The organism is Streptomyces monashensis, assembly GCF_001866665.1.
In the GTDB taxonomy this organism is placed as follows: domain Bacteria; phylum Actinomycetota; class Actinomycetes; order Streptomycetales; family Streptomycetaceae; genus Streptomyces; species Streptomyces monashensis.
This window is the reverse complement of the sequence record NZ_MLYO01000014.1, coordinates 1-19,378: the sequence shown is the minus strand read 5'-3', so window position 1 is coordinate 19,378 and position 19,378 is coordinate 1. Positions and strand designations below refer to the sequence as shown.

The window sequence follows — 19,378 nt, the reverse complement described above, 5'->3', positions numbered from 1 at the left end:
GCCGCCGGCGTCATCGCTTCCGCCACCAGCCAGCAGCCCGCCGCCCGCGCCCGCCACCGGGGCAGGGCCGGACGGCGGACACCGGCCACGGCGCGGGAGCCGACGGCACCGGGCGGGGCACCTCACCCGGCCCCCCCCGCCGACGCGCCCGCCGGCCAGGAGGTCCGCCCCTGCTCAACTCCCCTGGAACAGCGGGACGTCAGAGCCGGGCGAGTTCGTCCACCAGGTCGTCCAGACCGAGCGAACCCTGCGACAGCGCCGCCATGTGCCAGGCCTTCAGGTCGAATGCGTCGCCGTGCCGCTCGCGCGCCTTCTCCCGGCCCAGCAGCCACGCCCGCTCACCGAGCTTGTAGCCGATGGCCTGGCCCGGAATCGTCAGATACCGGGTCACCTCGCTCTCCACGAAGTCCGCCGGCCGGCTGCTGTGCGCACGGAAGAACTCCTGCGCCAGCTCCGGCGTCCAGCGCTCACCGGGGTGGAACGGCGAGTCCGCCGGAATCTCCAGCTCCAGGTGCATGCCGATGTCCACGATCACCCGGACCGCGCGCATCATCTGCGCGTCCAGATAGCCGATCCGCTCCTCCGGGCCCTTCAGATAGCCCAGCTCGTCCATCAGCCGCTCCGCGTACAGCGCCCAGCCCTCCGCGTTGGCGCTGACCCCGCCGATCGTGGCCTGGTAGCGGGAGAGGTTCTCCGCCACGTGCGCCCACTGCGCGAGCTGGAGGTGATGACCGGGCACGCCCTCGTGGTACCAGGTCGAGACGAGGTCGTAGACGGGGAAGCGGGTCTGGCCCATGGTCGGCAGCCAGGTGCGGCCCGGGCGCGAGAAGTCCTCCGACGGGGCCGTGTAGTACGGCGCCGCGGCGCCGCCGGGCGGCGCGATGCGCGACTCCACCCGGCGCACCCGCTCGGCGAGTTCGAAGTGGGTGCCGTCCAGGTCCGCGACGGCCTGGTCCATGAGGCCCTGGAGCCACTCCCGGACCTCCTCGACGCCCTCGATGTGCCGGCCGTGCTCGTCCAGGTGGGCGAGCGCCACCCACGGCGTCCCGGCGCCGGGCAGGATCTTCTCCGCCTCCCGCCTCATCTCGCCGAGCAGCCGGTGGAACTCCGCCCAGCCGTACCCGTACGCCTCGTCGAGGTCCAGGTCGGTGCCGTTGAAGTAGCGGGACCAGTGGGCGTACCGCTCGCGGCCCACGGTGTCCGGGGCGCCCTCGATCGCCGGGGCGTACACGTCCCGCAGCCAGTCCCGCAGCTCCGCCAGGGCGGCGGTCGCGGCGCGGGCGGCCTCGTCCAGCTCGGCGCGCAGCGCGTCCGGCCCGGCGGCGGCGAAGTCCTCGAACCAGCCGCGGCCCGAGCCGTCGGTGTCCGTCCACTCGGTCAGCTGCTCGATGTACGTCGCCGTCGGCCGGGGCGCCGCGAACAGCTTGCGGTCCAGGCCCAGCCGGATCGACTCCCGGTAGCCCGCGAGCGCACCGGGCACCGCGCGCAGCCGCTCGGCGATCGCCGCCCAGTCCTCCTCCGTCTGCTGCGGCGTCACCGTGAACACGTCCCGCACCGCGTGGCCGGGGGTGTGCATGTTGCCGACCGCGCGCAGGTGTTCGTCCGCCTCGTGGACCGCGAGTTCGGCGGTCAGCCGCTCCCGCAGCAGCCGCCCGCAGCGACGCTCCACGTCACTGTCCGCGCCGGGCTGCCGCTCCGCCTCGTCGAGCCGGGCGAGGGTCGCCCGCGCCAGCCGGGCGAGAGCCTCCTGGCCGGCCGGAGAGTAGTCGGGCAGCCGGGTCGAACTCTCCTTCACACCGAGATAGGTACCGGTGACCGGGTCGAGGGCGATGAGGTCGTCCACATACGCGTCGGCCACCTGACGGGGCAACGGGCTCTTGGTCTCAGACATGCCGTCCATCCTCGTACGACGGCGATCTCCGCGTCACCCGTGTTCGGGGGATTCAGCTGTGGGCATGGCCGGGCGGCAGTAGCGGCCCGCACTCCCACTGCTGGAAGATCAACCGGGTCTCCACCCGGGCCACTTCCCGATGTGCCGTGAACTCGTCGAGCACCAGCCGCTGAAGATCGGCCATGTCCGCGACGGCCACATGCACCAGATAGTCGTCCGGCCCGGTCAGATGGAACACCGACCGGGCCTCCGGCAGCGCCCGGATCCGCTCCACGAAGGGTCCCACCAGCTCCCGCCGGTGCGGTCGCACCTGCACCGACAGCAGCGCCTGGAGCCCGCGCCCCAGCTTGGCCGGATCCAGCCGCAGCCGATGCCCGAGGATCACGCCCGAGCGGCGCAGCCGGGTCACCCGGTCCAGGCAGGTCGACGGCGCCACGCCCACCTGCTCGGCGAGGTCGCGGTAGGTGGTCCGGGCGTCGTTCTGCAGGAGCCGCAGCAGATGGAGGTCCACCGGATCCAGTACGACAGATTCGGCCATTGGCCGAACGTAGCACGGTGACCGATCCCTGGAAACCGTTCGATGTTCACCCTTCCGGCCATGGACACAGCGAGCACCGGTGCCTACGACGGCGTACGCACCGCGACCAGAGCCATTGCCACCGAGGCCGTGCACGCCGGCCGCGACGATCTCGCCCGCCAGGGCCTGCACGCCCCGCCGATCGACCTGTCCACCACCTACCCGTCGTACGACAGCCGCGCCGAGGCCGCCCGCATCGACGCGTTCGCGGCCGACGGCGCAGACCCGGCCGGGCCACCCGTCTACGGCCGGCTCGGCAACCCGACGGTCGCCCGCTTCGAGACCGCACTGGCCCGCCTGGAGGGCACCGAGTCCGCGGTCGCCTTCGCCAGCGGCATGGCCGCGCTCAGCGCCGTCCTCCTCGCGCGGTCCGCCATGGGCCTGCGGCACGTCGTCGCCGTACGGCCGCTGTACGGCTGCAGCGACCATCTGCTGACCGCCGGGCTCCTCGGTACGGAGGTCACCTGGACCGACCCGGCCGGGATCACCGACGCGCTGCGCCCGGACACCGGTCTGGTGCTGGTCGAGTCCCCGGCCAACCCGACCCTCGCCGAACTCGACCTGCGGGCCGTCGCCCATGCCTGCGGCTCGGTGCCGCTGCTCGCCGACAACACCTTCGCCACGCCCGTCCTGCAACGCCCGGCCGAGCAGGGCGCCCGGCTGGTGCTGCACAGCGCCACCAAGTACCTGGGCGGCCACGGGGACGTGCTGGCCGGAGTGGTCGCCTGCGACGAGGAGTTCGCGGGCCGGCTGCGGCAGATACGGTTCGCCACCGGCGGCGTCCTGCATCCCCTCGCGGGCTATCTCCTGCTCCGCGGACTGTCCACGCTCCCGGTGCGCGTGCGGGCCGCCTCCGCGAACGCCGCCGAACTGGTCCGCCGGCTCACCGTCGACGCGCGCGTGGCCCGCGTCCACTACCCGCGCCTCGGCGGCGCCATGATCGCCTTCGAGGTGTACGGCGACCCGCACGAGGTCATCTCCCGGGTCCGGCTCGTCACCCCGGCGGTCAGCCTGGGCAGTGTCGACACGCTCATCCAGCACCCCGCCTCCATCAGCCACCGCATCGTCGACGCCGACGACCGGCGCGGCGCGGGGGTGAGCGACCGGCTGCTGCGGCTGTCGGTGGGCCTGGAGGACGTGGCCGACCTGTGGGCGGACCTGGACCAGGCCCTCGGGGCCGCGCCGGAAACCCCGGTGGGCGCCGGTGCGTCGGTCGCCGCCGGACACCTTCGTCGCGGCTGAGCGCCGGCGCGGCGGACTCAGGTGAGCCGGGTGCGCGCGGTACCGGCGTCGTGGGAGGAGACCGAGCGGGTCGCGTCCAGCCGGGCGGTGATCACCAGGGTGCCCTCCTCGATCTGGTAGTCCAGGGGGAGGCCGAGGCCGCGCATCGCCGCGACCATGCCGGTGTTGGAGGCCTGCGTCACGGCGTACACGCTCGCGCAGCGGGCCTCCTCGGCCATGGCCACCAGCCGGCGGAGCAGTTCGGCGCCGATGCCGCGCTGCTGCCAGTCGTCCTCGATCAGCAGCGCGACCTCGGTCTCGTCGCCGTCCCACAGCAGATGGCCGAGGCCGACGATGCGGCCGGAGGCGGTCTGCGCGGCCAGGGTGCGCCCGAAGCGCGGGCTGAGCAGGTGGTTCAGATAGCGGTCGGCGTCGCCGACCGGGCCGTGGTAGCGCAGGCCGAGGGTGCGCGGCGAGCACCGCTCGTGCATCGCCCTGGCCGCCTCCAGGTCACCGGTGTCGGCGCGGCGGACGGTGATGTCGTGGCCCGCGGGCAGCGTCAGCACGTCCTCGCCGCGCGGGACGCGGGGGCCCAGCCGGTTGTCCAGCTCCACCAGCGCCCGGGCCCGCGCGAACTCGGTCGGCGTGAACGGCAGATACGGCCGCTCCACCGTGAGCACCCCGCCCTCGGGCGCGCGCAGCCGCATCACGGTGTCCTCCAGCACGCCCTCGACCGGCACCGGCCGCGGCCCGCGGCCCCCGCCGACCGGCTTGCCGGGCAGTGAACGGATGGTGCAGCGGCCCAGCAACTGCCGCAGCGCGAGCGGCAGTTCGGCGGCGTCCAGCGCGGTGCGCGCGGCGAGCCCGAGTACCCGGGTGGGTGCGTCGACGAGGTCGTGGGCGTCCGCCCGCTCGATCCAGGTGGACACGCCCCCGGCCAGCGCGACGGCCCGGGTGATCGCGGCCGCCTCCAGACCGCCCGGCGCCCGCAGCAGGAACTCGTCCACGGTGCCGTCGGCCAGCGGATGCGTCTGGAGACTGAGGATGTCGACGCGCTGCCCGGCGAGCGCCGCGCACAGGGCCGCCAGCGAGCCCGGCTCGTCCCGCACGGTCGTCCGCATCCGCCACAGCGCGGCGGCGCCGGCCGGCTCGTCCGCCGCCGTGCCGGGCTGCTCGGCGGGCCCGGCCGACCGCGCCTCGGACGCGGGCCGGGTACCGGTATCGTCGGCCGGCGGTGCGTGGCCGTGGCGCCGTGCCCACCAGGTGTGGAAGCCGGCCGTCGCGGCGAGCAGCACCGCCGAGACCACCAGCAGGGCGGGACCGTCGGGGCCGTGGCCGATCAGGTTCGCCACTCCGTCGGCGACCGCGACGGCGGTGAAGAGCGCGGCGAGTTCGACGACGTCGCGGCGCCAGTGGTGCACGGGGCGTCCGTGCTTCGTGCGGGTCACATCGGACATCTCTGGAGTCATGCACCCACTGTGAAGGAAAGGTGTTGCGTGATCACGAACGCTTTGTGACCGATGGGTAAAGCATGCTCCGTGACATTTGTCCAGATTTCTACGATCCCGGGTCGCCGACCGGACCCGGGCGCGGCGGGACCCTGCCGCGCTCCGGAGGATGACGCCGTAGCGCGGCACGGTGTGAGAGGAAGCGTACCCGCCGCCTACTGGCCGACGCGGCCCGGCCGGAGCGTCCGCGTGAACAGCACGGTACCGTCGTACTCCCGCAGCCGGACCGTCAGTTCGCCGCTGTCGCCGTCGATGTCCACCTGGCCGAAGAACTGGTAGCCCTCGGCCGGGGACACGTTCGCGGTCGGCGGCGCCTTGACGAACACCCGGTCCGGGCCGAACGTGCCGTCGAGGTCGTTGGCCGGGAACGCGCCGGCGTTGAGCGGGCCGGAGACGAACTCCCAGAACGGCTCGAAGTCCTTGAACGCGGCCCGCGAGGGGTCGTAGTGCTGGGCGGAGGTGTGGTGGACGTCGGCCGTCAGCCACACCGTGCCGGTGATCCGCCGGTGCTTGACGAACCGCAGCAGCTCGGCGATCTGCAGCTCGCGGCCCAGCGGCGCGCCCGGATCGCCCTGCGCGACCGCCTCGAAGTTCGGCTTGCCCTCGACCGGGTCCGGCACGACCAGCCCGAGCGGCATGTCGTTGGCGATCACCTTCCACACCGCGCGGGACTTCGCCAGCTCCCGCTTGAGCCACTCCAGCTGCTCGCGGCCGAGGATGCCCACCGGGTCCGTGGTCTGGTCGTCGGGTGAGTTGGCGTTGCGGTAGGTGCGCATGTCGAGCACGAACACGTCCAGCAGCGGGCCGTGGTGCACGACGCGGTAGATCCGGCCGTCGGGGCGGCCGCTGATCGTGGAGACCGGGAAGTACTCGGAGAACGCCTGCCGTGCGCGCCGCGCCAGGTCGTCGAGCCGCGTGCCGGCCGGGTAGGGGGTGCCGGTGCCGATGACCTCGCCCGGGTACCAGTTGTTGCGCACCTCGTGGTCGTCCCACTGGATGATGTTCGGCACCTGGGCGTTGAACCGGCGCAGCGCGTTGTCCAGCAGGTTGTAGCGGAAGTTGCCCCGGTAGTCGGCCAGGGTGGTCGCGACGTGCGACTTCTCCTCGGTGGTGAGGCTGCGGTAGACGCTGCCGTCGGGCAGGGGCGCGCTCGCCGCGATCGGGCCGTCGGCGTAGATGTTGTCGCCGCTGCACAGGAAGAAGTCCGGGTCCGTCCTCGCCATGGCGTCGAAGATGCGGTAACCGCCGATGGACTCGTTGATGCCCCAGCCCTGTCCGGCGAGGTCGCCCGACCAGACGAACCTCACGCCGTGGCGCCGCCCGGCGGGCGCCGTGCGGAAGGTCCCGGTCACCGGCTCGCCGGTACGGCGCGGGTCGTCGGGGTCGGCGAGCAGCACGCGGTAGTGGATCTGCTCGCCCGCGGGCAGGCCGTGCAGCCGGGTGGTCCCGGTGAAGTCGGTGCCGGAGCCCAGCAGCGGGCCCCGCCAGCGGTGCGGGTTGCGGAACGACTCGGTGGCCGCCGTCTCCACGATCATCCGGGCCGGCCGGTCCGAACGCACCCACACCAGGCCGGTGTTCGCACTCACGTCGCCCGCCTGCACGCCCCAGCGCGCCTGAGGGCGGCCGGAGCGGGCGAACGCCGGGGCCGCGCCGAGGCCGACGGGCAGGGTCAGGGCCGCCGACGCGGCGAGCGAGCCGCGCAGCACGCTGCGGCGGCTGGGAAAGGGACGGTGGGACATGGCTGTGCCTCCAGGGGCGGGATCCGGCCAGTGTGCACAGCCACACCTACGGGGCCGTCGCGGCGCGCACGCGAACCCGAGGTGAACAACCCGCCGGGGGCGGCGGGTTCGTGCGCGCCGGCACCACGGTTCCGGTCAGCGCAACAACCCGCCGGGGGCGGCGGGTTCGTGCGCGCCGGCACCACGGTTCCGGTCAGCGGCTGCCGTCCAGGACGACGCGTGCGACGAGCGCCGGGTCGTCGTTCATCGGGACATGGCCGCAGCCCGGCAGTCGCACCAGGCGCGCGTGCGGGATCATGTGCTTGGCGCGCACGCCCTGCCGGCGCACGAGGATGCGGTCCCGGGTGCCCCAGCCCACCGTGACCGGCAGGCCCGCCAGTTCGTCGGTGAACCGCACCGCCTTGCCCGCCCGCAGTGTCGCGTCGAAGCCCGTGGCCTCCACGATCGCCAGTGTCTCGGCCACCACGGCCTCGGGCGCGCGGCGCGCGGGACGGGCGTAGATCGTGCTCGTGAGCGCCGTACGTCCGGCCGCCGTCCGCGACAGCCGCTCCACCAGGGGCAGCGGCATCCGCCGGGCGACCGCCCGCATCGCGAGCAGCGTCGTGAAGGCGTACCGGCGCTCGGCCTCGGTCCAGAACCCGGCGGGGGACAGGGCGGTGACGGACCGTACGAGCTTCTCCCGGCCCAGCTCCAGGGCGAGCAGGCCGCCGAGCGAGTTGCCCGCCACGTGCGGGCGGTCCAGCTCCAGGGTCTCGAACAGGGCGCCGAGTACGGCGTTGGTGTCGGGCAGGGTGTAGTCGAGGCCGTCCGGCAGGCCCGGCGAGGCACCGAAGCCCGGCAGGTCGACGGCGATCACCTCGCGCTCGGTGGCGAGGATGTCCACCACCGGGTCCCAGGCCTGCCGGTGATGGCCGATGCCGTGCAGCAGGACCAGCGGCTCGCCGCGGCCCACGCGCGCGAAGGACACGGTCACGTCCTTCGGGCCGTGCGGACCGGGGACCGGGAAGGAGACGGTGGCGGGCATGGGGTGCTCCTCGTCTGGCTGCTGACGAACGTCATAGACAGTTTGTCAGCAACTGCTACCCGTCGGTAGCCCCCGGAAGGGCCACTGTCGGTCAGCCCGCCCTGCGCACCTCGATGTTGAAGTCCGCGCTCCCGGAGTTGCGGTACATGGTGAACCACAGCAGCAGATACATCTCGGTCGCCCGCGCCGTGCGGAGCCCGCCCAGGTCCACCACGCGCTCCGCCGGCCAGCCCAGCTCCCCGAGCAGCGCCGTCACCTGTTCCTTGGCAGCGGCGTCGTCACCGCTCACGAAGAGGTTGTGCGCACCCGGCACCCGGTCCGGGTCCACCATCACCTGGACGTTGACCGTGTTCAGCGTCTTCACCACGCGCGCGTGCGGGAAGGCCCGCTGGATCCGCTCGGCCACGCTGTCCGACTCCACCGGGTCCAGCCGCGCCTCGCCGTCCACGAACGCCAGCGGGTTGCAGACGTCCACCAGCACCTTGCCGTCGAGATGCTCCGCGCCGGCCGCGCTCAGCGCGTCGAGCGCCACCGGGCCGCCCACGGCGTTGACTACCACCTCGGCCGCCGCGGCCGCCTCCGCGAACGTGCCCGCGCGGGCCCGGTCCCCCTTGCCCGCGGCCCACTCCAGCGCCACCGGATTGTCCTTGGCGCGCGACCCGAGGGTCACCTCGTGCCCCAGCTCCACCAGCTTGCCGGCCAGCGTGCGGCCCACCTCGCCCGTGCCCAGTACCCCGTACCGCATCGGCCACCTCCCGGTCACCTGCCGCCGACCTCCGGCGGTCCGCGGACATTGTGATCCGGATCTTGTGCGGACGGGCCGATTCCGCCCGGTCCGTGTCAGGGCGCGGACGAAGCACGCGGAAAGCGCGGAAAGCGGGGAGCGCGGCGACGACGGACGGGGGCGAGGGAGGAGGCGAGCGAACTGGACACACCCGGCGCGGGTCGGATGGGATGCACGGGTGAGCTCCGACACCGAGACCGATGCCTTCACCGATGTCTTCGAAGACCACCGGCCCCTGCTCATGGGGGTCGCCTACCGCATGCTCGGCCGCGTGGCCGACGCCGAGGACGTGGTCCAGGACGCCTGGCTGCGCTGGTCCCGCGCCGACCGCGCGGAGGTCCGTGAACCCGGCGCCTATCTCGTGCGCATCACCACCCGCCTGGCCATCGACCGGCTGCGCCAGGTCCAGGCGCGCGGCGAGTCGTACGTCGGACCATGGCTGCCGGAGCCGTACGTCGGTGAGTTCGGCGACACGGCCCCGGACGCGGCGGACCGCGTGCTGCTCGCCGACAGCGTCTCCTTCGCCGTACTGGTCGTCCTGGAGTCGCTGTCCCCGCTGGAGCGGGCCGTCTTCGTGCTCCGGGAGGCGTTCGGCTACCCGTTCGCCGAGATCGCCGCGCTGCTCGACCGCGGCGAGGCGGCGGTACGGCAGCTCGCCGGGCGGGCCCGACGGCACGTCGACGAACGTCGGCCGCGCTACGAGGTGGACCCGGTCCAGCGCCGCGCGGTGACCGAGCGCTTCCTCGACGCCGCGTCCGACGGCGACCTGGACGCGCTCATGTCCCTGCTCGCGCCCGACGTCCGTCTGGTCGGCGACAGCGGCGGCAAGGCCAAGGCGCCCTCGCGGATCGTGCAGACCGCCGACAAGGTCGGCCGCTTCCTGGCCGCCGTCGTACCGGGCACCTGGGAGACCATGTCGTACCGCTTCGTGGAGGCCAACGGCGGCCCGGCCGTCCTGGTCCTGGACGGCGACCGGCCCGACAGCCTCTTCCAGCTGGAGATCACGGACGGCCGTGTCACGACGGTCTACATCGTCCGTAACCCCGACAAACTGCGGCACCTCGCCACCGTCTGACCCGGGCACCCTCCCGCCTCGCGAAGCCCCCGCCCTAGGCAGATTCCAGGGGGCTTTGCCGCGATGTCACACCCACGCGCGCGTGCGAACGCCTCGTGAACGCTGCGCGGCGGCGCGCCCGTGGGTTCCCCAAGGGATCGAGGATTGGTCTTGACCAAGGGTGACGGCCGCCCTATGGTCGCAGACAAGTGCAACAACCTTTAATAAACAAGGGCGCTAAAAACCGCCGGACCACGGCTCTCGCGGAGGACAGGGTGGGGACCACGCAGCTGGAATCGGTGCCGGAACCGAAGTACTGGCATCTCAAGACGGTGCTGAGCGAGGCACTGGACTCCGAGTTCTCGGTCGGCGAGATCCTGCCCAACGAGCGCGACCTCGCCGCCCGCTTCGGCGTGGCCCGCGCCACGCTCCGCCAGGCGCTCGAACAGCTGGAGCTGGAGGGTCGCCTCCAGCGCCGCCGCGGTGTCGGCACGACCGTGGCGCCGCCGCGGGTCGGCGTGGCCGTCGGCACCGAGCAGCACGCCTGGCCGGGCGCCGCCGGCGACGCCTGGCAGCCCGTCGACTGCGAGCAGACGATCCCGCCCGCCGTCGTCGCCGCGGCCCTGGACAGCGGCGCCGACGAGCCCGTGCACGTCGTGCGCCGGTCCCGGATGTCCCACGGCCAGCGCGTCGCCACCGAGCTGCTCTACATCCCGGCGGCCTCGGTGCCCGGCCTCACCGCGATCGACGCCCCGTCCGGCCCGGCACGCGCGCGTGCGGTGCTGCGCGAGCTCCAGCACCTGTCCCAGGAGAGCCAGGACCGCTCCGTCGAACTGGGCTCGGCCCGTGCGGACGACGCCAAGGACCTCGACCGTCTCCCCGGCTCACCCGTCCTGGTCGTCACGACCCGCTTCGCGGCCGAGGGCCGTACGGCCGTCCTGTCCGTCGCGACCTACCGGGCCGACACCTGCCGGCTGACCTTCGGCGACTCGACGGGCGTGGAGATACACCACGACCCGGAACGCCAGGCGTCCTGAGTCCTTCCGTGACGGTGCGGCAGTCGTGCGACGCGCCGCGCCGTCACGGCGCGGCGCTCACCGACGGCCCGTCACCGAACCGTCGACGGCGAACAGTTGTGCCTCGACATGGTCCAAGGCCAACCGCAGTGCCCCGGTGGACACGGCGGCCTCACCCAACGACGACAACACCACCTGAGGCGGCCGCAGGCAGTACCGCGCCAGTTCGCGGCGCAGCGGCTCCAGGACGCCGTCCAGACCGGCCGCCCAGCCGCCGATCACGACCAGCTCGGGATCGAGCGCGAGCACCAGCGCGGCGACATCGTGCACGAGCCGCTGGATGAACCGGTCGACGGCCGCCCCCGCCCGCTGGTCGCCCTCGCGCGCCAGCGCGAACACCTCGGCGACCGCCTGCTCGTCCAGCGGATGCAGCGGCTCGTCGGTGGTGGACAGCAGCGTCTCCGGCATCTCCTCCCGGCCCAGCAGGTGCAGTGCCCCGATCTCCCCGGCCGCCCCGCCGTACCCCCGGTGCAGCCGCCCGCCGATCAGTGAACCCGCGCCCGGGCTCAGCCCCGCCAGCACGAACACCAGGTCGTCGGAGTCGGTCGCCACTCCCTTCCAGTGCTCGGCGACGGCCGCCGCGTTGGCGTCGTTCTCTACCAGCACCGGGCACGTGAAGGACCGGCCCAGCCGCTCGCCCAGGTGCAGCCCGGTCCACTGCGGCAGCGCCGTGCCCAGCCGTACCGTGCCGTCGGTCTCCACGATTCCCGGTGTGCCCACGCCGACCGCCCGCAGCGAGCCGCGCGCGACCCCGGCCCGGCGCAGCAGTTCGGCGACCACGCCGCGCAGCCGGTCCAGGCGCTCGTCCGCCGAGGCCGTCTCGTCGACCTCCCTGGCCTGCGCGCCCAGCACCCGCCCGTCCAGGTCGGACAGCAGCGCGGCGACCCGGTGCGGCCCGATCTCCAGGCCCAGCAGATGCCCCGCCTCGGCCCGGAAGCGGAACCGGCGCGCGGGCCGGCCCTGACGGCGTGCGCCGCCCTCGTCGGCGGCCGTCTCCACGACCAGCCCGGCCTCGATGAGCCCTTCGACGACCCCCTCGACGGTCGGCCGGGACAGTCCGGTGAAGCGGGTGATCTCCGTGAGCGTCGCGCAGTCCGTGCCGCGCAGCGCGTGCAGCACCACCGCGGAATTGATCCTTCGCAGCAGCGAGGGATCGCCGCCGGTCAGCTGCGTCACCGTCCGTCCTTCCAGCTCGCGGGGGTGTTGGGGCGGATCGTACTCGGCCGGACGCGCCCGCGGCGAGTGCCGCGTTCCGCATCCGGTGGCCGCCCGTGCGGCTCAGCCCGGTGCCACGAACCCCGACTCGTAGGCCGCGATCACCGCCTGGGTGCGGTCGCGCGCGCCGAGCTTCGCCAGAACGGCGCTCACATGCGACTTCACCGTCTCCGTGCCCACCACCAGCCGGGCGGCGATCTCCGCGTTCGACAGCCCGCGCGCCATCAGCCGCAGCACCTCCTCCTCGCGCTCCGTCAGCCGGGCCCGCTCCAGCACGGCACGCGCCGGGCGCCCGCCGTCGCCGTACCGGGCGGCCAGGCGCCGTACGGAGGCCGGGAAGAGCAGCGACTCGCCCTCCGCGACCAGCCGTACCGCGTGCACGATCTCGGCCGGCCGGGCCCGCTTCAGCAGAAACCCGTCGGCGCCCGCGCGCAGCGCCTCGTAGACGTACGCGTCGTCCTCGAAGGTGGTCACGACGAGGATCTTCGGCGGCTCGGCCACCGTGCGCAGCACCGCGCGCGTGGCCTCGATGCCGTCCAGCAGGGGCATGCGGACGTCCATCGCGACCACGTCGGGCCGCAGCTGCCGCACCAGCGGGATGACCGCGGCGCCGTCGGCCGCCTCGCCCACCACCTCGATGTCGGGCTGCGCCTCCAGCACGGCCCGCAGACCCGCGCGGACCAGGGGCTCGTCGTCGACGAGGAGTACGGTGACCGGCATCCGGCCAGACTAGATCAGTTGAGCGCAGCGATGAGCGGGCCGGCCGGCCCGGATCAGCCGAGCGGCAGTTCCGCCCGCACCTGCCAGTCGCCCTCGTGCGGACCCGTGCGGGCGCTGCCGCCGAGCAGGGCGGCCCGCTCGCGTATGCCGCGCAGGCCGCTACCCCGGCCGGGGCCGGGCACCGGGGCCGGCAGCGGATTGCGGACCTCCAGGGCGAGCCGACCGTCCGTGACCGCGATGTGGACCCGCACCGGCACGGACCCGGCGTGCCGCAGCACGTTGGTGAGCGCCTCCTGGAGGATGCGGTAGCCCTCCCGGGACACCGGCCCGGGCAGGGCCGCGACCGGACCGGTCACCTCGGCGTCGACCTTCGCGCCCGAGGCCCGCGCCGACTCCAGCAGCCGGTCCGCGTCGGCGAGCGTGGGCCGGGCGCTGACCGGCCGCCCGGCCTCCCGCAGGACGCCCAGCACCCGCTCCAGGTCCTCCAGGGCCGCCCGGCCGGTCTCCTCGATGGCGTCCAGCGCGCGCTCGGTGAACCGCGGATCGCCCGCCGCTCGCGCCGCACCGGCCTGCACCACCGCCACCGTCAGGGCGTGCCCGATCGAGTCGTGCAACTCGCGCGCGATGCGCGTGCGTTCCAGCAGCTGCTCGGTGCGCTCCTCCAGCGCGGCCAGCCGCTCCGCCGCCGACGGGCCCAGCAGCCGGCGCGCGCAGGCCGTGACCAGCTCGCCGAGACCCACCACCACGCCGTACAGGGCGAGCAGCGGCAGCGGTGTGAGCAGGGCCCACGCGCGGTGCGGCGGCAGCCGGTCCAGCAGCGGCACCCCCGACGGCGCCGATCCCCAGGCGCACCGGGCCAGTTCGAAGCCGATGACGAGCAACCGCACCGTGGCGAACATGGCCACCGCGCCGAGCAGCATCCGCAGCTCCAGCCACAGCACCGTGCGCAGCCGGTCCCGCCAGGTCGCCGACGGCGCCTCGGAGATGCCCGGCTCCGCCTCGCCCGGCGTGAGCAGCAGGCGCGCCTGCACGCCCTCGCCCGTGCGCACCGCGGGCAGCAGGCCGGCCGGGACGAGCAGCAGCGCCGGCACCCAGGGAGTCGACATGTCGATGAAGAGCCAGATGCTGACGACCAGCATCGGCACCCACAGGTGCAGCAGGCGCGCGTACGTCGTCCCGCGCAGCAGCGGGCGCAGGAAGCGGGGCATGACCACGACGCCCATCGTCGCAGTCGGCACTGACAACGGACCTCCCCCGCACGGGGGAGAAGCCCTCCGCCCACGGGGGAGGCCCCGACCCGCCCGAGCGGCAAGGCTGGTGGCATGACCAGCATCGACGTACACGACCTCACCAAGGAGTACGGCGGACGACGGGCCGTGGACGGACTCACCTTCCGCGTGCGCCCCGGCCGCGTCACCGGATTCCTCGGCCCCAACGGCGCCGGCAAGTCCACCACCATGCGCCTCGTCCTCGGCCTCGACCGGCCCACCTCCGGCACGGCCACGATCGGCGGCCGGGTCTACGCCGGGCTCGGCGAACCCCTGCGCACGGTCGGCGCGTTGCTCGACGCGCGCGCCGCGCACGGCTCCCGCACCGCCCGCGACCACCTGCGCGCCCTCGCCGCGAGCAACCGGATCCCGGACCGCCGGGTCGACATCGTCCTGGAGGAGACCGGGCTGGCCTCGGTGGCGCGGCGCCGGGTGCGGACGTACTCCCTCGGCATGCGCCAGCGCCTCGGCATCGCCGCCGCCCTCCTGGGCGATCCCGACGTGGTCCTGCTCGACGAGCCGGCCAACGGCCTCGACCCCGAGGGCATCGTCTGGATCCGCACGCTGCTGCGCCGCCTCGCCGCACAGGGCCGTACGGTCCTGGTCTCCAGCCATCTGATGGGCGAGACCGCCGCCTTCGCCGACCACCTCGTGATCCTCGGCCGGGGCCGGCTGCTGGCCGACACACCCGTCCAGGACTTCATCCACGCGCGCGTACGGCCGCACGTCCGGATCCGCACCACCGACCCCGCCGCGCTCGACGACCTGCTCGCCCGGCACGGCCTCGACGCCTCCCGGGACGCGGACGGAGCCCGGACCGTGCGGCACGCGCGCGTGGACGACCTCGGCCGGATCATGGCCGAGGCGGGCGTCCCCGTCCTGGAACTCGCCGCGCGGGAGGCCACCTTGGAGGAGGCCTATCTGGATCTGACCGCGGCCGAGGCCGAGTTCACCGCACAGCCCCAGGAGGCCTGACCATGCCGCTCGCACCTGTACTGCACGCCGAGTGGATCAAGATCCGCACCCTGCCCTCGCTGCTCGGCGGCCTGGCCGGGATCCTCCTCGCCACCACCGCGTTCTCCGCCGTCGCGGCCGCGGCAGGCGCCGACCCGGACCCGCTGTACGCGGTGTTCTCCGGCGTGAGCCTCGGCCAGATCGCCGCGATCGCCTTCGGTACGACGGCGGTCGCGGCGGAGTTCCGCGGTGGCGCGCTGCGGCTGACACTGTCGGCGGTGCCGGACCGGCGGCGGTGGTTCGCCGCCAAGGCCACGGCGATCGCCCTGCCCGCGCTGGCCGTCGGCCTCCTCACCGGACTGGTCACGCTGCTCGTCGGCAAGGCGGTCCTCGGCGCCGACGGGCCGACGTGGACGGCGGGCCTGCGCGGCGCCGTCGGCTGCGGCCTCCAGCTGACCCTGATGGCCCTGTTCGCCGCCGGACTCGCGGCCGTGCTGCGCAGCGGCGTCGCGACCCTGTCCGTCCTGATCCCGTTCGTGCTGATCGTGTCCTTCGTCGTCGGAGACCTGTCGGGCGGCGTCGCCGACTATCTCCCCGACCGGGCCGGCCAGGTGGCCCTGCACAGCACCTGGGACGGCGCCCTCGGCCCCTGGAGCGGGCTCGCGGTGACCGCGCTGTGGGCGGCGGCCGCGCTGCTCGCGGGCGCGTGGACCCTGCACCGCCGGGACGCCTGACAGCCCGCCAATTGTCAGTACCGCCCGCTTTACTGGAACACATGGACATCGCGAAGTGCCTGACCGCCGTCGAGTCGCTGTGCACGGGAGAGTTCCCGGAAGCCGGCCACCGGACGGTGGAGTTAGCGACCAGCCATGGGACACGCGCGGACGACGCCCTGACGCGGGAGCGGACCGTCGCGGACTTCCACGCGTACCGGGAGGCGCTGGCGCAGCGGCTGCACGACCGCTGGGGCCGGCAACACCCCTCGGGCCAGCAGACGGTGCGGCTGCGCCTGGCCAGGGGCGAGGAGATACCGGAGCCCTGGGCCACCCTCAGCCTGCTCACCGACGAACTGGACGTGTGGCAGCCGACGGGGGCCGGCGGCTGGCTCGCCCTCGGCGTCGCCGACCGGGACGACACGGACGAGATACGGCTCCTGGCCGCGGTCACGGCGACCCCGCCGCCGTGACCGCCCACCTCGCCGCTACGACTCTGCGGCCACCCTGAGCCGGGCGAACTCCTCCGCCATCGTCTGCGCCGTCCAGTGCGCGTTCAGCCCGCTCGGATTGGGCAGCACCCACACCCGGGTCTCCCCGAACGTCCGCTCCTGCGGCCCCACTTGAGCCGTGCGCTCCCCGAAGGCCGCCCGGTACGCGGTCACCCCGACCACGGCCAGCCACCTCGGCCCGAGCCGTGCCACCTTCTCGGTGAGCAGCCGGCCGCCCTCGACGTACTCGTCGTTGCTCAACTCGTCGGCGCGCGCGGTCGCCCGCGCCACCACGTTCGTGATGCCCAGCCCGTACGACAGCAGATCCCGCTGCTCCGCCGGCTCCAGCAGCCTCGGCGTGAAGCCGGACAGGTGCAGCACCGGCCAGAAGCGGTTGCCCGGGCGGGCGAAGTGATGACCGGTTGCCGCCGTCAGCAGCCCCGGGTTGATTCCGCAGAAGAGCACCCGGAGGCCGGCCGCGACGACGTCCGGCACGAGACGGTCGCGGGCGGCCTCCAGTTCCTCCCGGCTGAAGCGGGTCAGAGGATCGCCCCGGGGGTGTATCCGGCCGCCTCCGGGCGCTGCTTGGCGATCTCCTCGATCCGGCCGACGAGGACACCGACCTGGTCGGCGGCGGCACCGGTGAAGGACAGCTTGTCGGCCATCAGCGCTGCCAGCTGCTCCCGGTCGAGCGGCAGGCGCTCGTCGGCGGCGAGCTTGTCGAGCAGGTCGTTGCGCTCGGCACCCTGCTCACGCATCGCGAGCGCGGTGGCGACGGCGTTCTCCTTGATCGCCTCGTGCGCGACCTCGCGGCCGACCCCGGCCCGCACGGCGCCCATCAGCACCTTGGTGGTGGCGAGGAACGGCAGGTAACGGTCCAGCTCACGCGCGATGACCGCCGGGAAGGCACCGAACTCGTCGAGGACCGTCAGGAAGGTCTCCAGCAGACCGTCGAGCGCGAAGAACGCGTCCGGCAGCGCGACCCGGCGCACCACGGAGCAGGACACGTCGCCCTCGTTCCACTGGTCGCCCGCCAGCTCACCGGTCATCGAGGCGTAGCCGCGCAGGATGACCATGAGGCCGTTGACGCGCTCGCAGGAGCGGGTGTTCATCTTGTGCGGCATCGCCGACGAGCCGACCTGGCCCGGCTTGAAGCCCTCGGTGACCAGCTCGTTGCCCGCCATCAGCCGGATCGTCTTCGCCAGCGAGGACGGCGCCGCCGCCAGCTGCACCAGCGCGGTGACGACCTCGTAGTCCAGCGAGCGCGGGTAGACCTGGCCGACCGAGGTGAAGGCCTGCGAGAAGCCCAGGTGGTGGGCGATCCGGTGCTCCAGTTCGGCGAGCTTCGCCGCGTCGCCGCCGAGCAGGTCCAGCATGTCCTGCGCGGTGCCGACCGGGCCCTTGATGCCGCGCAGCGGGTAGCGGGTGAGCAGCTCCTCGACCCGGCCGTAGGCCACGAGCAGCTCGTCGGCCGCCGTCGCGAAACGCTTGCCGAGCGTCGTGGCCTGCGCGGCCACGTTGTGCGAGCGGCCGGCCATGACCAGCTCGGCGTACTCGCCGGCCAGCTTGCCGAGGCGCGCCAGCACGGCCACCGTACGGTCGCGCATCAGCTCCAGCGAGAGCCGGATCTGGAGCTGCTCCACGTTCTCGGTGAGGTCGCGGGAGGTCATGCCCTTGTGCACGTGCTCGTGCCCGGCGAGGTCGTTGAACTCCTCGATCCGCGCCTTCACGTCGTGCCGGGTGACCTTCTCGCGCTCGGCGATCGAGGCCAGGTCGACGGTGTCGAGGACGCGCTCGTAGTCGGCGATCGCCGCGTCCGGCACCTCGATGCCGAGGTCCTTCTGGGCGCGCAGCACGGCGAGCCAGAGCTGCCGCTCCAGCTTCACCTTCTGCTCGGGGGACCAGAGCGTGGCGAGCTCGGCGGAGGCGTAGCGTCCGGCGAGGACGTTCGGGATGCGGGGCTTGGCGGGCGCAGCAGAAGTCACGTGTACAGATTCTACTGGCGGTTTGTGCAGGTCGGCGCCACACCTCCGTTCGGCGGAAGCTACGAGACGGGGGTCACTGATCGTCGCCGACGGTGCGCGAGGTTCCCGTCCCGCGCGTCGATCACCCGTGGCTAGGCCTGTCCCTCGTACGGCAGCAGCTCCGGGCGCTTGGCCGGGCGGCCGTCCCCCGAGGAGCGGCCGGTCAGCCGGCGGCCGATCCAGGGCAGCAGATGCTGCCGTGCGAAGCGCGCGTCCGCGGCCCGGCGCGTCGCCCAGCCCGGCGGCGGTGTGGCCGGCATCGGCACCCGCCACTCGGTGTCCTCCGGCTCGTACCCGAGCGTCTGCCACACCGCCTCGGCGACCCGGTGGTGCCCCTCTGCCGTCAGATGCAGCCGGTCCACGTCCCACAGCCGGGGATCGGCCAGCGACGCGGCGCCGTACAGGTCCACGACGATCGCGCCGTTCTTCGCGGCCAGCTCGTCCACGCAGGAGAACAGCTCCTCCATGCGCGGCCGGAACCGCTCCAGCACGGGGCCCTGGCGGCCGGGGCTGCGCATCAGCACCAGCTGCCGGCAGGACGGCGCCAGACGCTCCACCGCCTCGGTCAGCAGGCCCTTCACCCGGCCCATGTCGCACTTGGGCCGCAAGGTGTCGTTGAGGCCGCCGACCAGCGTGATCACGTCGGCGCTCATGGCCGCCGCCACGTCGACCTGCTCGTCGACGATCTGCCCGATCAGCTTGCCGCGCACGGCGAGGTTGGCGTACCGGAAACCCGGTGTGCGGGCAGCCATCCGCCCGGCGAGCACATCGGCCCAGCCCCGGTAGGAACCGTCGGGCAGCAGGTCCGACATGCCCTCGGTGAAGGAGTCGCCGACCGCGACCAGGCTGTTGTAAGGGGGAGATGCGGGATTCGTCTGCATGGCGTCAGCGATGGTATCCCGCTTCCATACCTGCCGGTCGGTCACCCCGGCCTCCGGCGCCCCCACGGTCCCAGAACCCGGCGTCGGACGCGGCTGCCCGTCCTTGCGGCCCGGCCTCGCACGCGGCCCTCCGGTCGCGCGTACCCAGGCTCCCGGCGGTTGGCTCCCGGACCCGGTCCCCAGACCGGCCCCAGCCCCGGTCCCAGCCCCGGACCCGGTCCCCAGCCCCAGACCCGGT

18 protein-coding genes are annotated in these 19,378 nt (G+C 73.7%); 6 read left to right on the top strand and 12 right to left on the bottom strand.

Annotated features, from left to right (window positions below):
• Nucleotides 1-199: 199 nt before the first annotated feature.
• Together BIV23_RS07350 and BIV23_RS07345 are read right to left on the bottom strand one after the other, a co-directional pair.
• Nucleotides 200-1,891 carry a DUF885 domain-containing protein gene (locus BIV23_RS07350; protein ID WP_071380030.1) on the bottom strand — a complete coding sequence of 564 codons (1,692 nt, stop codon included), beginning with the start codon at nucleotides 1,889-1,891 and terminating at the stop codon, nucleotides 200-202.
• Between the two features lie 52 nt (nucleotides 1,892-1,943).
• Nucleotides 1,944-2,429: an Lrp/AsnC family transcriptional regulator gene (locus BIV23_RS07345; protein WP_071377901.1), complete on the bottom strand. Its 486-nt coding sequence runs from the start codon at nucleotides 2,427-2,429 to the stop codon at nucleotides 1,944-1,946.
• A gap of 60 nt (nucleotides 2,430-2,489) precedes the next feature.
• Here BIV23_RS07345 and BIV23_RS07340 point away from each other — a divergent pair, with 60 nt between their 5' ends.
• Nucleotides 2,490-3,710 (top strand): trans-sulfuration enzyme family protein, encoded by a 1,221-nt coding sequence (locus tag BIV23_RS07340; protein WP_071380029.1) that lies wholly within the window; start codon nucleotides 2,490-2,492, stop codon nucleotides 3,708-3,710.
• Between the two features lie 17 nt (nucleotides 3,711-3,727).
• Here the strand turns inward: BIV23_RS07340 and BIV23_RS07335 are convergent, their stop codons facing one another.
• The 4 genes from BIV23_RS07335 to BIV23_RS07320 all read right to left on the bottom strand — a co-directional run bounded on the left by BIV23_RS07335 (nucleotide 3,728) and on the right by BIV23_RS07320 (nucleotide 8,705).
• Complete coding sequence (locus tag BIV23_RS07335; RefSeq protein ID WP_177239764.1) at nucleotides 3,728-5,158, bottom strand: GNAT family N-acetyltransferase; 1,431 nt, start codon at nucleotides 5,156-5,158, stop codon at nucleotides 3,728-3,730.
• Between the two features lie 194 nt (nucleotides 5,159-5,352).
• On the bottom strand, nucleotides 5,353-6,936 hold the full coding sequence (locus BIV23_RS07330) for an alkaline phosphatase D family protein (RefSeq protein ID WP_071379931.1): 1,584 nt from the start codon (nucleotides 6,934-6,936) through the stop codon (nucleotides 5,353-5,355).
• Nucleotides 6,937-7,129: 193 nt separating this feature from the next.
• On the bottom strand, nucleotides 7,130-7,960 hold the full coding sequence (locus tag BIV23_RS07325) for an alpha/beta fold hydrolase (protein WP_071379930.1): 831 nt from the start codon (nucleotides 7,958-7,960) through the stop codon (nucleotides 7,130-7,132).
• Between the two features lie 91 nt (nucleotides 7,961-8,051).
• On the bottom strand, nucleotides 8,052-8,705 hold the full coding sequence (locus BIV23_RS07320; protein ID WP_071379929.1) for an NADPH-dependent F420 reductase: 654 nt from the start codon (nucleotides 8,703-8,705) through the stop codon (nucleotides 8,052-8,054).
• Between the two features lie 217 nt (nucleotides 8,706-8,922).
• Between BIV23_RS07320 and BIV23_RS07315 the strand changes: the two genes are divergently transcribed.
• Nucleotides 8,923-9,819, top strand: a complete 897-nt coding sequence (locus BIV23_RS07315; RefSeq protein ID WP_281250111.1) for an RNA polymerase sigma-70 factor — start codon at nucleotides 8,923-8,925, stop codon at nucleotides 9,817-9,819.
• 254 nt (nucleotides 9,820-10,073) lie between these two features.
• On the top strand, nucleotides 10,074-10,835 hold the full coding sequence (locus tag BIV23_RS07310) for a GntR family transcriptional regulator (protein WP_071379928.1): 762 nt from the start codon (nucleotides 10,074-10,076) through the stop codon (nucleotides 10,833-10,835).
• Between the two features lie 57 nt (nucleotides 10,836-10,892).
• Here BIV23_RS07310 and BIV23_RS07305 read toward each other — a convergent pair whose 3' ends face one another.
• The 3 genes from BIV23_RS07305 to BIV23_RS07295 all read right to left on the bottom strand — a co-directional run bounded on the left by BIV23_RS07305 (nucleotide 10,893) and on the right by BIV23_RS07295 (nucleotide 14,017).
• Entirely contained in the window at nucleotides 10,893-12,050 is a 1,158-nt protein-coding gene (locus BIV23_RS07305; RefSeq protein ID WP_071379927.1) for an ROK family transcriptional regulator, read from the bottom strand.
• Between the two features lie 102 nt (nucleotides 12,051-12,152).
• Entirely contained in the window at nucleotides 12,153-12,809 is a 657-nt protein-coding gene (locus tag BIV23_RS07300) for a response regulator transcription factor (protein WP_071379926.1), read from the bottom strand.
• Between the two features lie 53 nt (nucleotides 12,810-12,862).
• Entirely contained in the window at nucleotides 12,863-14,017 is a 1,155-nt protein-coding gene (locus tag BIV23_RS07295) for a sensor histidine kinase (RefSeq protein WP_071380026.1), read from the bottom strand.
• Nucleotides 14,018-14,131: 114 nt separating this feature from the next.
• Between BIV23_RS07295 and BIV23_RS07290 the strand changes: the two genes are divergently transcribed.
• The 3 genes from BIV23_RS07290 to BIV23_RS07280 are packed head-to-tail and all read left to right on the top strand — an operon-like array spanning nucleotide 14,132 to nucleotide 16,217.
• A complete protein-coding gene (locus tag BIV23_RS07290; protein WP_071379925.1) occupies nucleotides 14,132-15,052 on the top strand; it encodes an ATP-binding cassette domain-containing protein in 921 nt (306 codons plus the stop codon).
• A gap of 2 nt (nucleotides 15,053-15,054) precedes the next feature.
• Nucleotides 15,055-15,765 carry an ABC transporter permease gene (locus BIV23_RS07285; RefSeq protein ID WP_071379924.1) on the top strand — a complete coding sequence of 237 codons (711 nt, stop codon included), beginning with the start codon at nucleotides 15,055-15,057 and terminating at the stop codon, nucleotides 15,763-15,765.
• A 41-nt stretch (nucleotides 15,766-15,806) separates the two neighbouring features.
• Nucleotides 15,807-16,217 carry a hypothetical protein gene (locus BIV23_RS07280; RefSeq protein WP_071379923.1) on the top strand — a complete coding sequence of 137 codons (411 nt, stop codon included), beginning with the start codon at nucleotides 15,807-15,809 and terminating at the stop codon, nucleotides 16,215-16,217.
• A gap of 15 nt (nucleotides 16,218-16,232) precedes the next feature.
• Here the strand turns inward: BIV23_RS07280 and mug are convergent, their stop codons facing one another.
• From mug to BIV23_RS07265, 3 genes are all read right to left on the bottom strand, one after another.
• Nucleotides 16,233-16,730, bottom strand: a complete 498-nt coding sequence (gene mug / locus BIV23_RS07275) for a G/U mismatch-specific DNA glycosylase (RefSeq protein ID WP_245790417.1) — start codon at nucleotides 16,728-16,730, stop codon at nucleotides 16,233-16,235.
• Between the two features lie 44 nt (nucleotides 16,731-16,774).
• Entirely contained in the window at nucleotides 16,775-18,220 is a 1,446-nt protein-coding gene (purB, locus tag BIV23_RS07270) for an adenylosuccinate lyase (RefSeq protein WP_071379922.1), read from the bottom strand.
• Nucleotides 18,221-18,351: 131 nt separating this feature from the next.
• The gene (locus tag BIV23_RS07265; protein ID WP_071380024.1) at nucleotides 18,352-19,140 is read right to left on the bottom strand and encodes an SGNH/GDSL hydrolase family protein; all 789 of its coding nucleotides are present in this window, start codon (nucleotides 19,138-19,140) and stop codon (nucleotides 18,352-18,354) included.
• Between the last annotated feature and the right edge of the window lie 238 nt (nucleotides 19,141-19,378).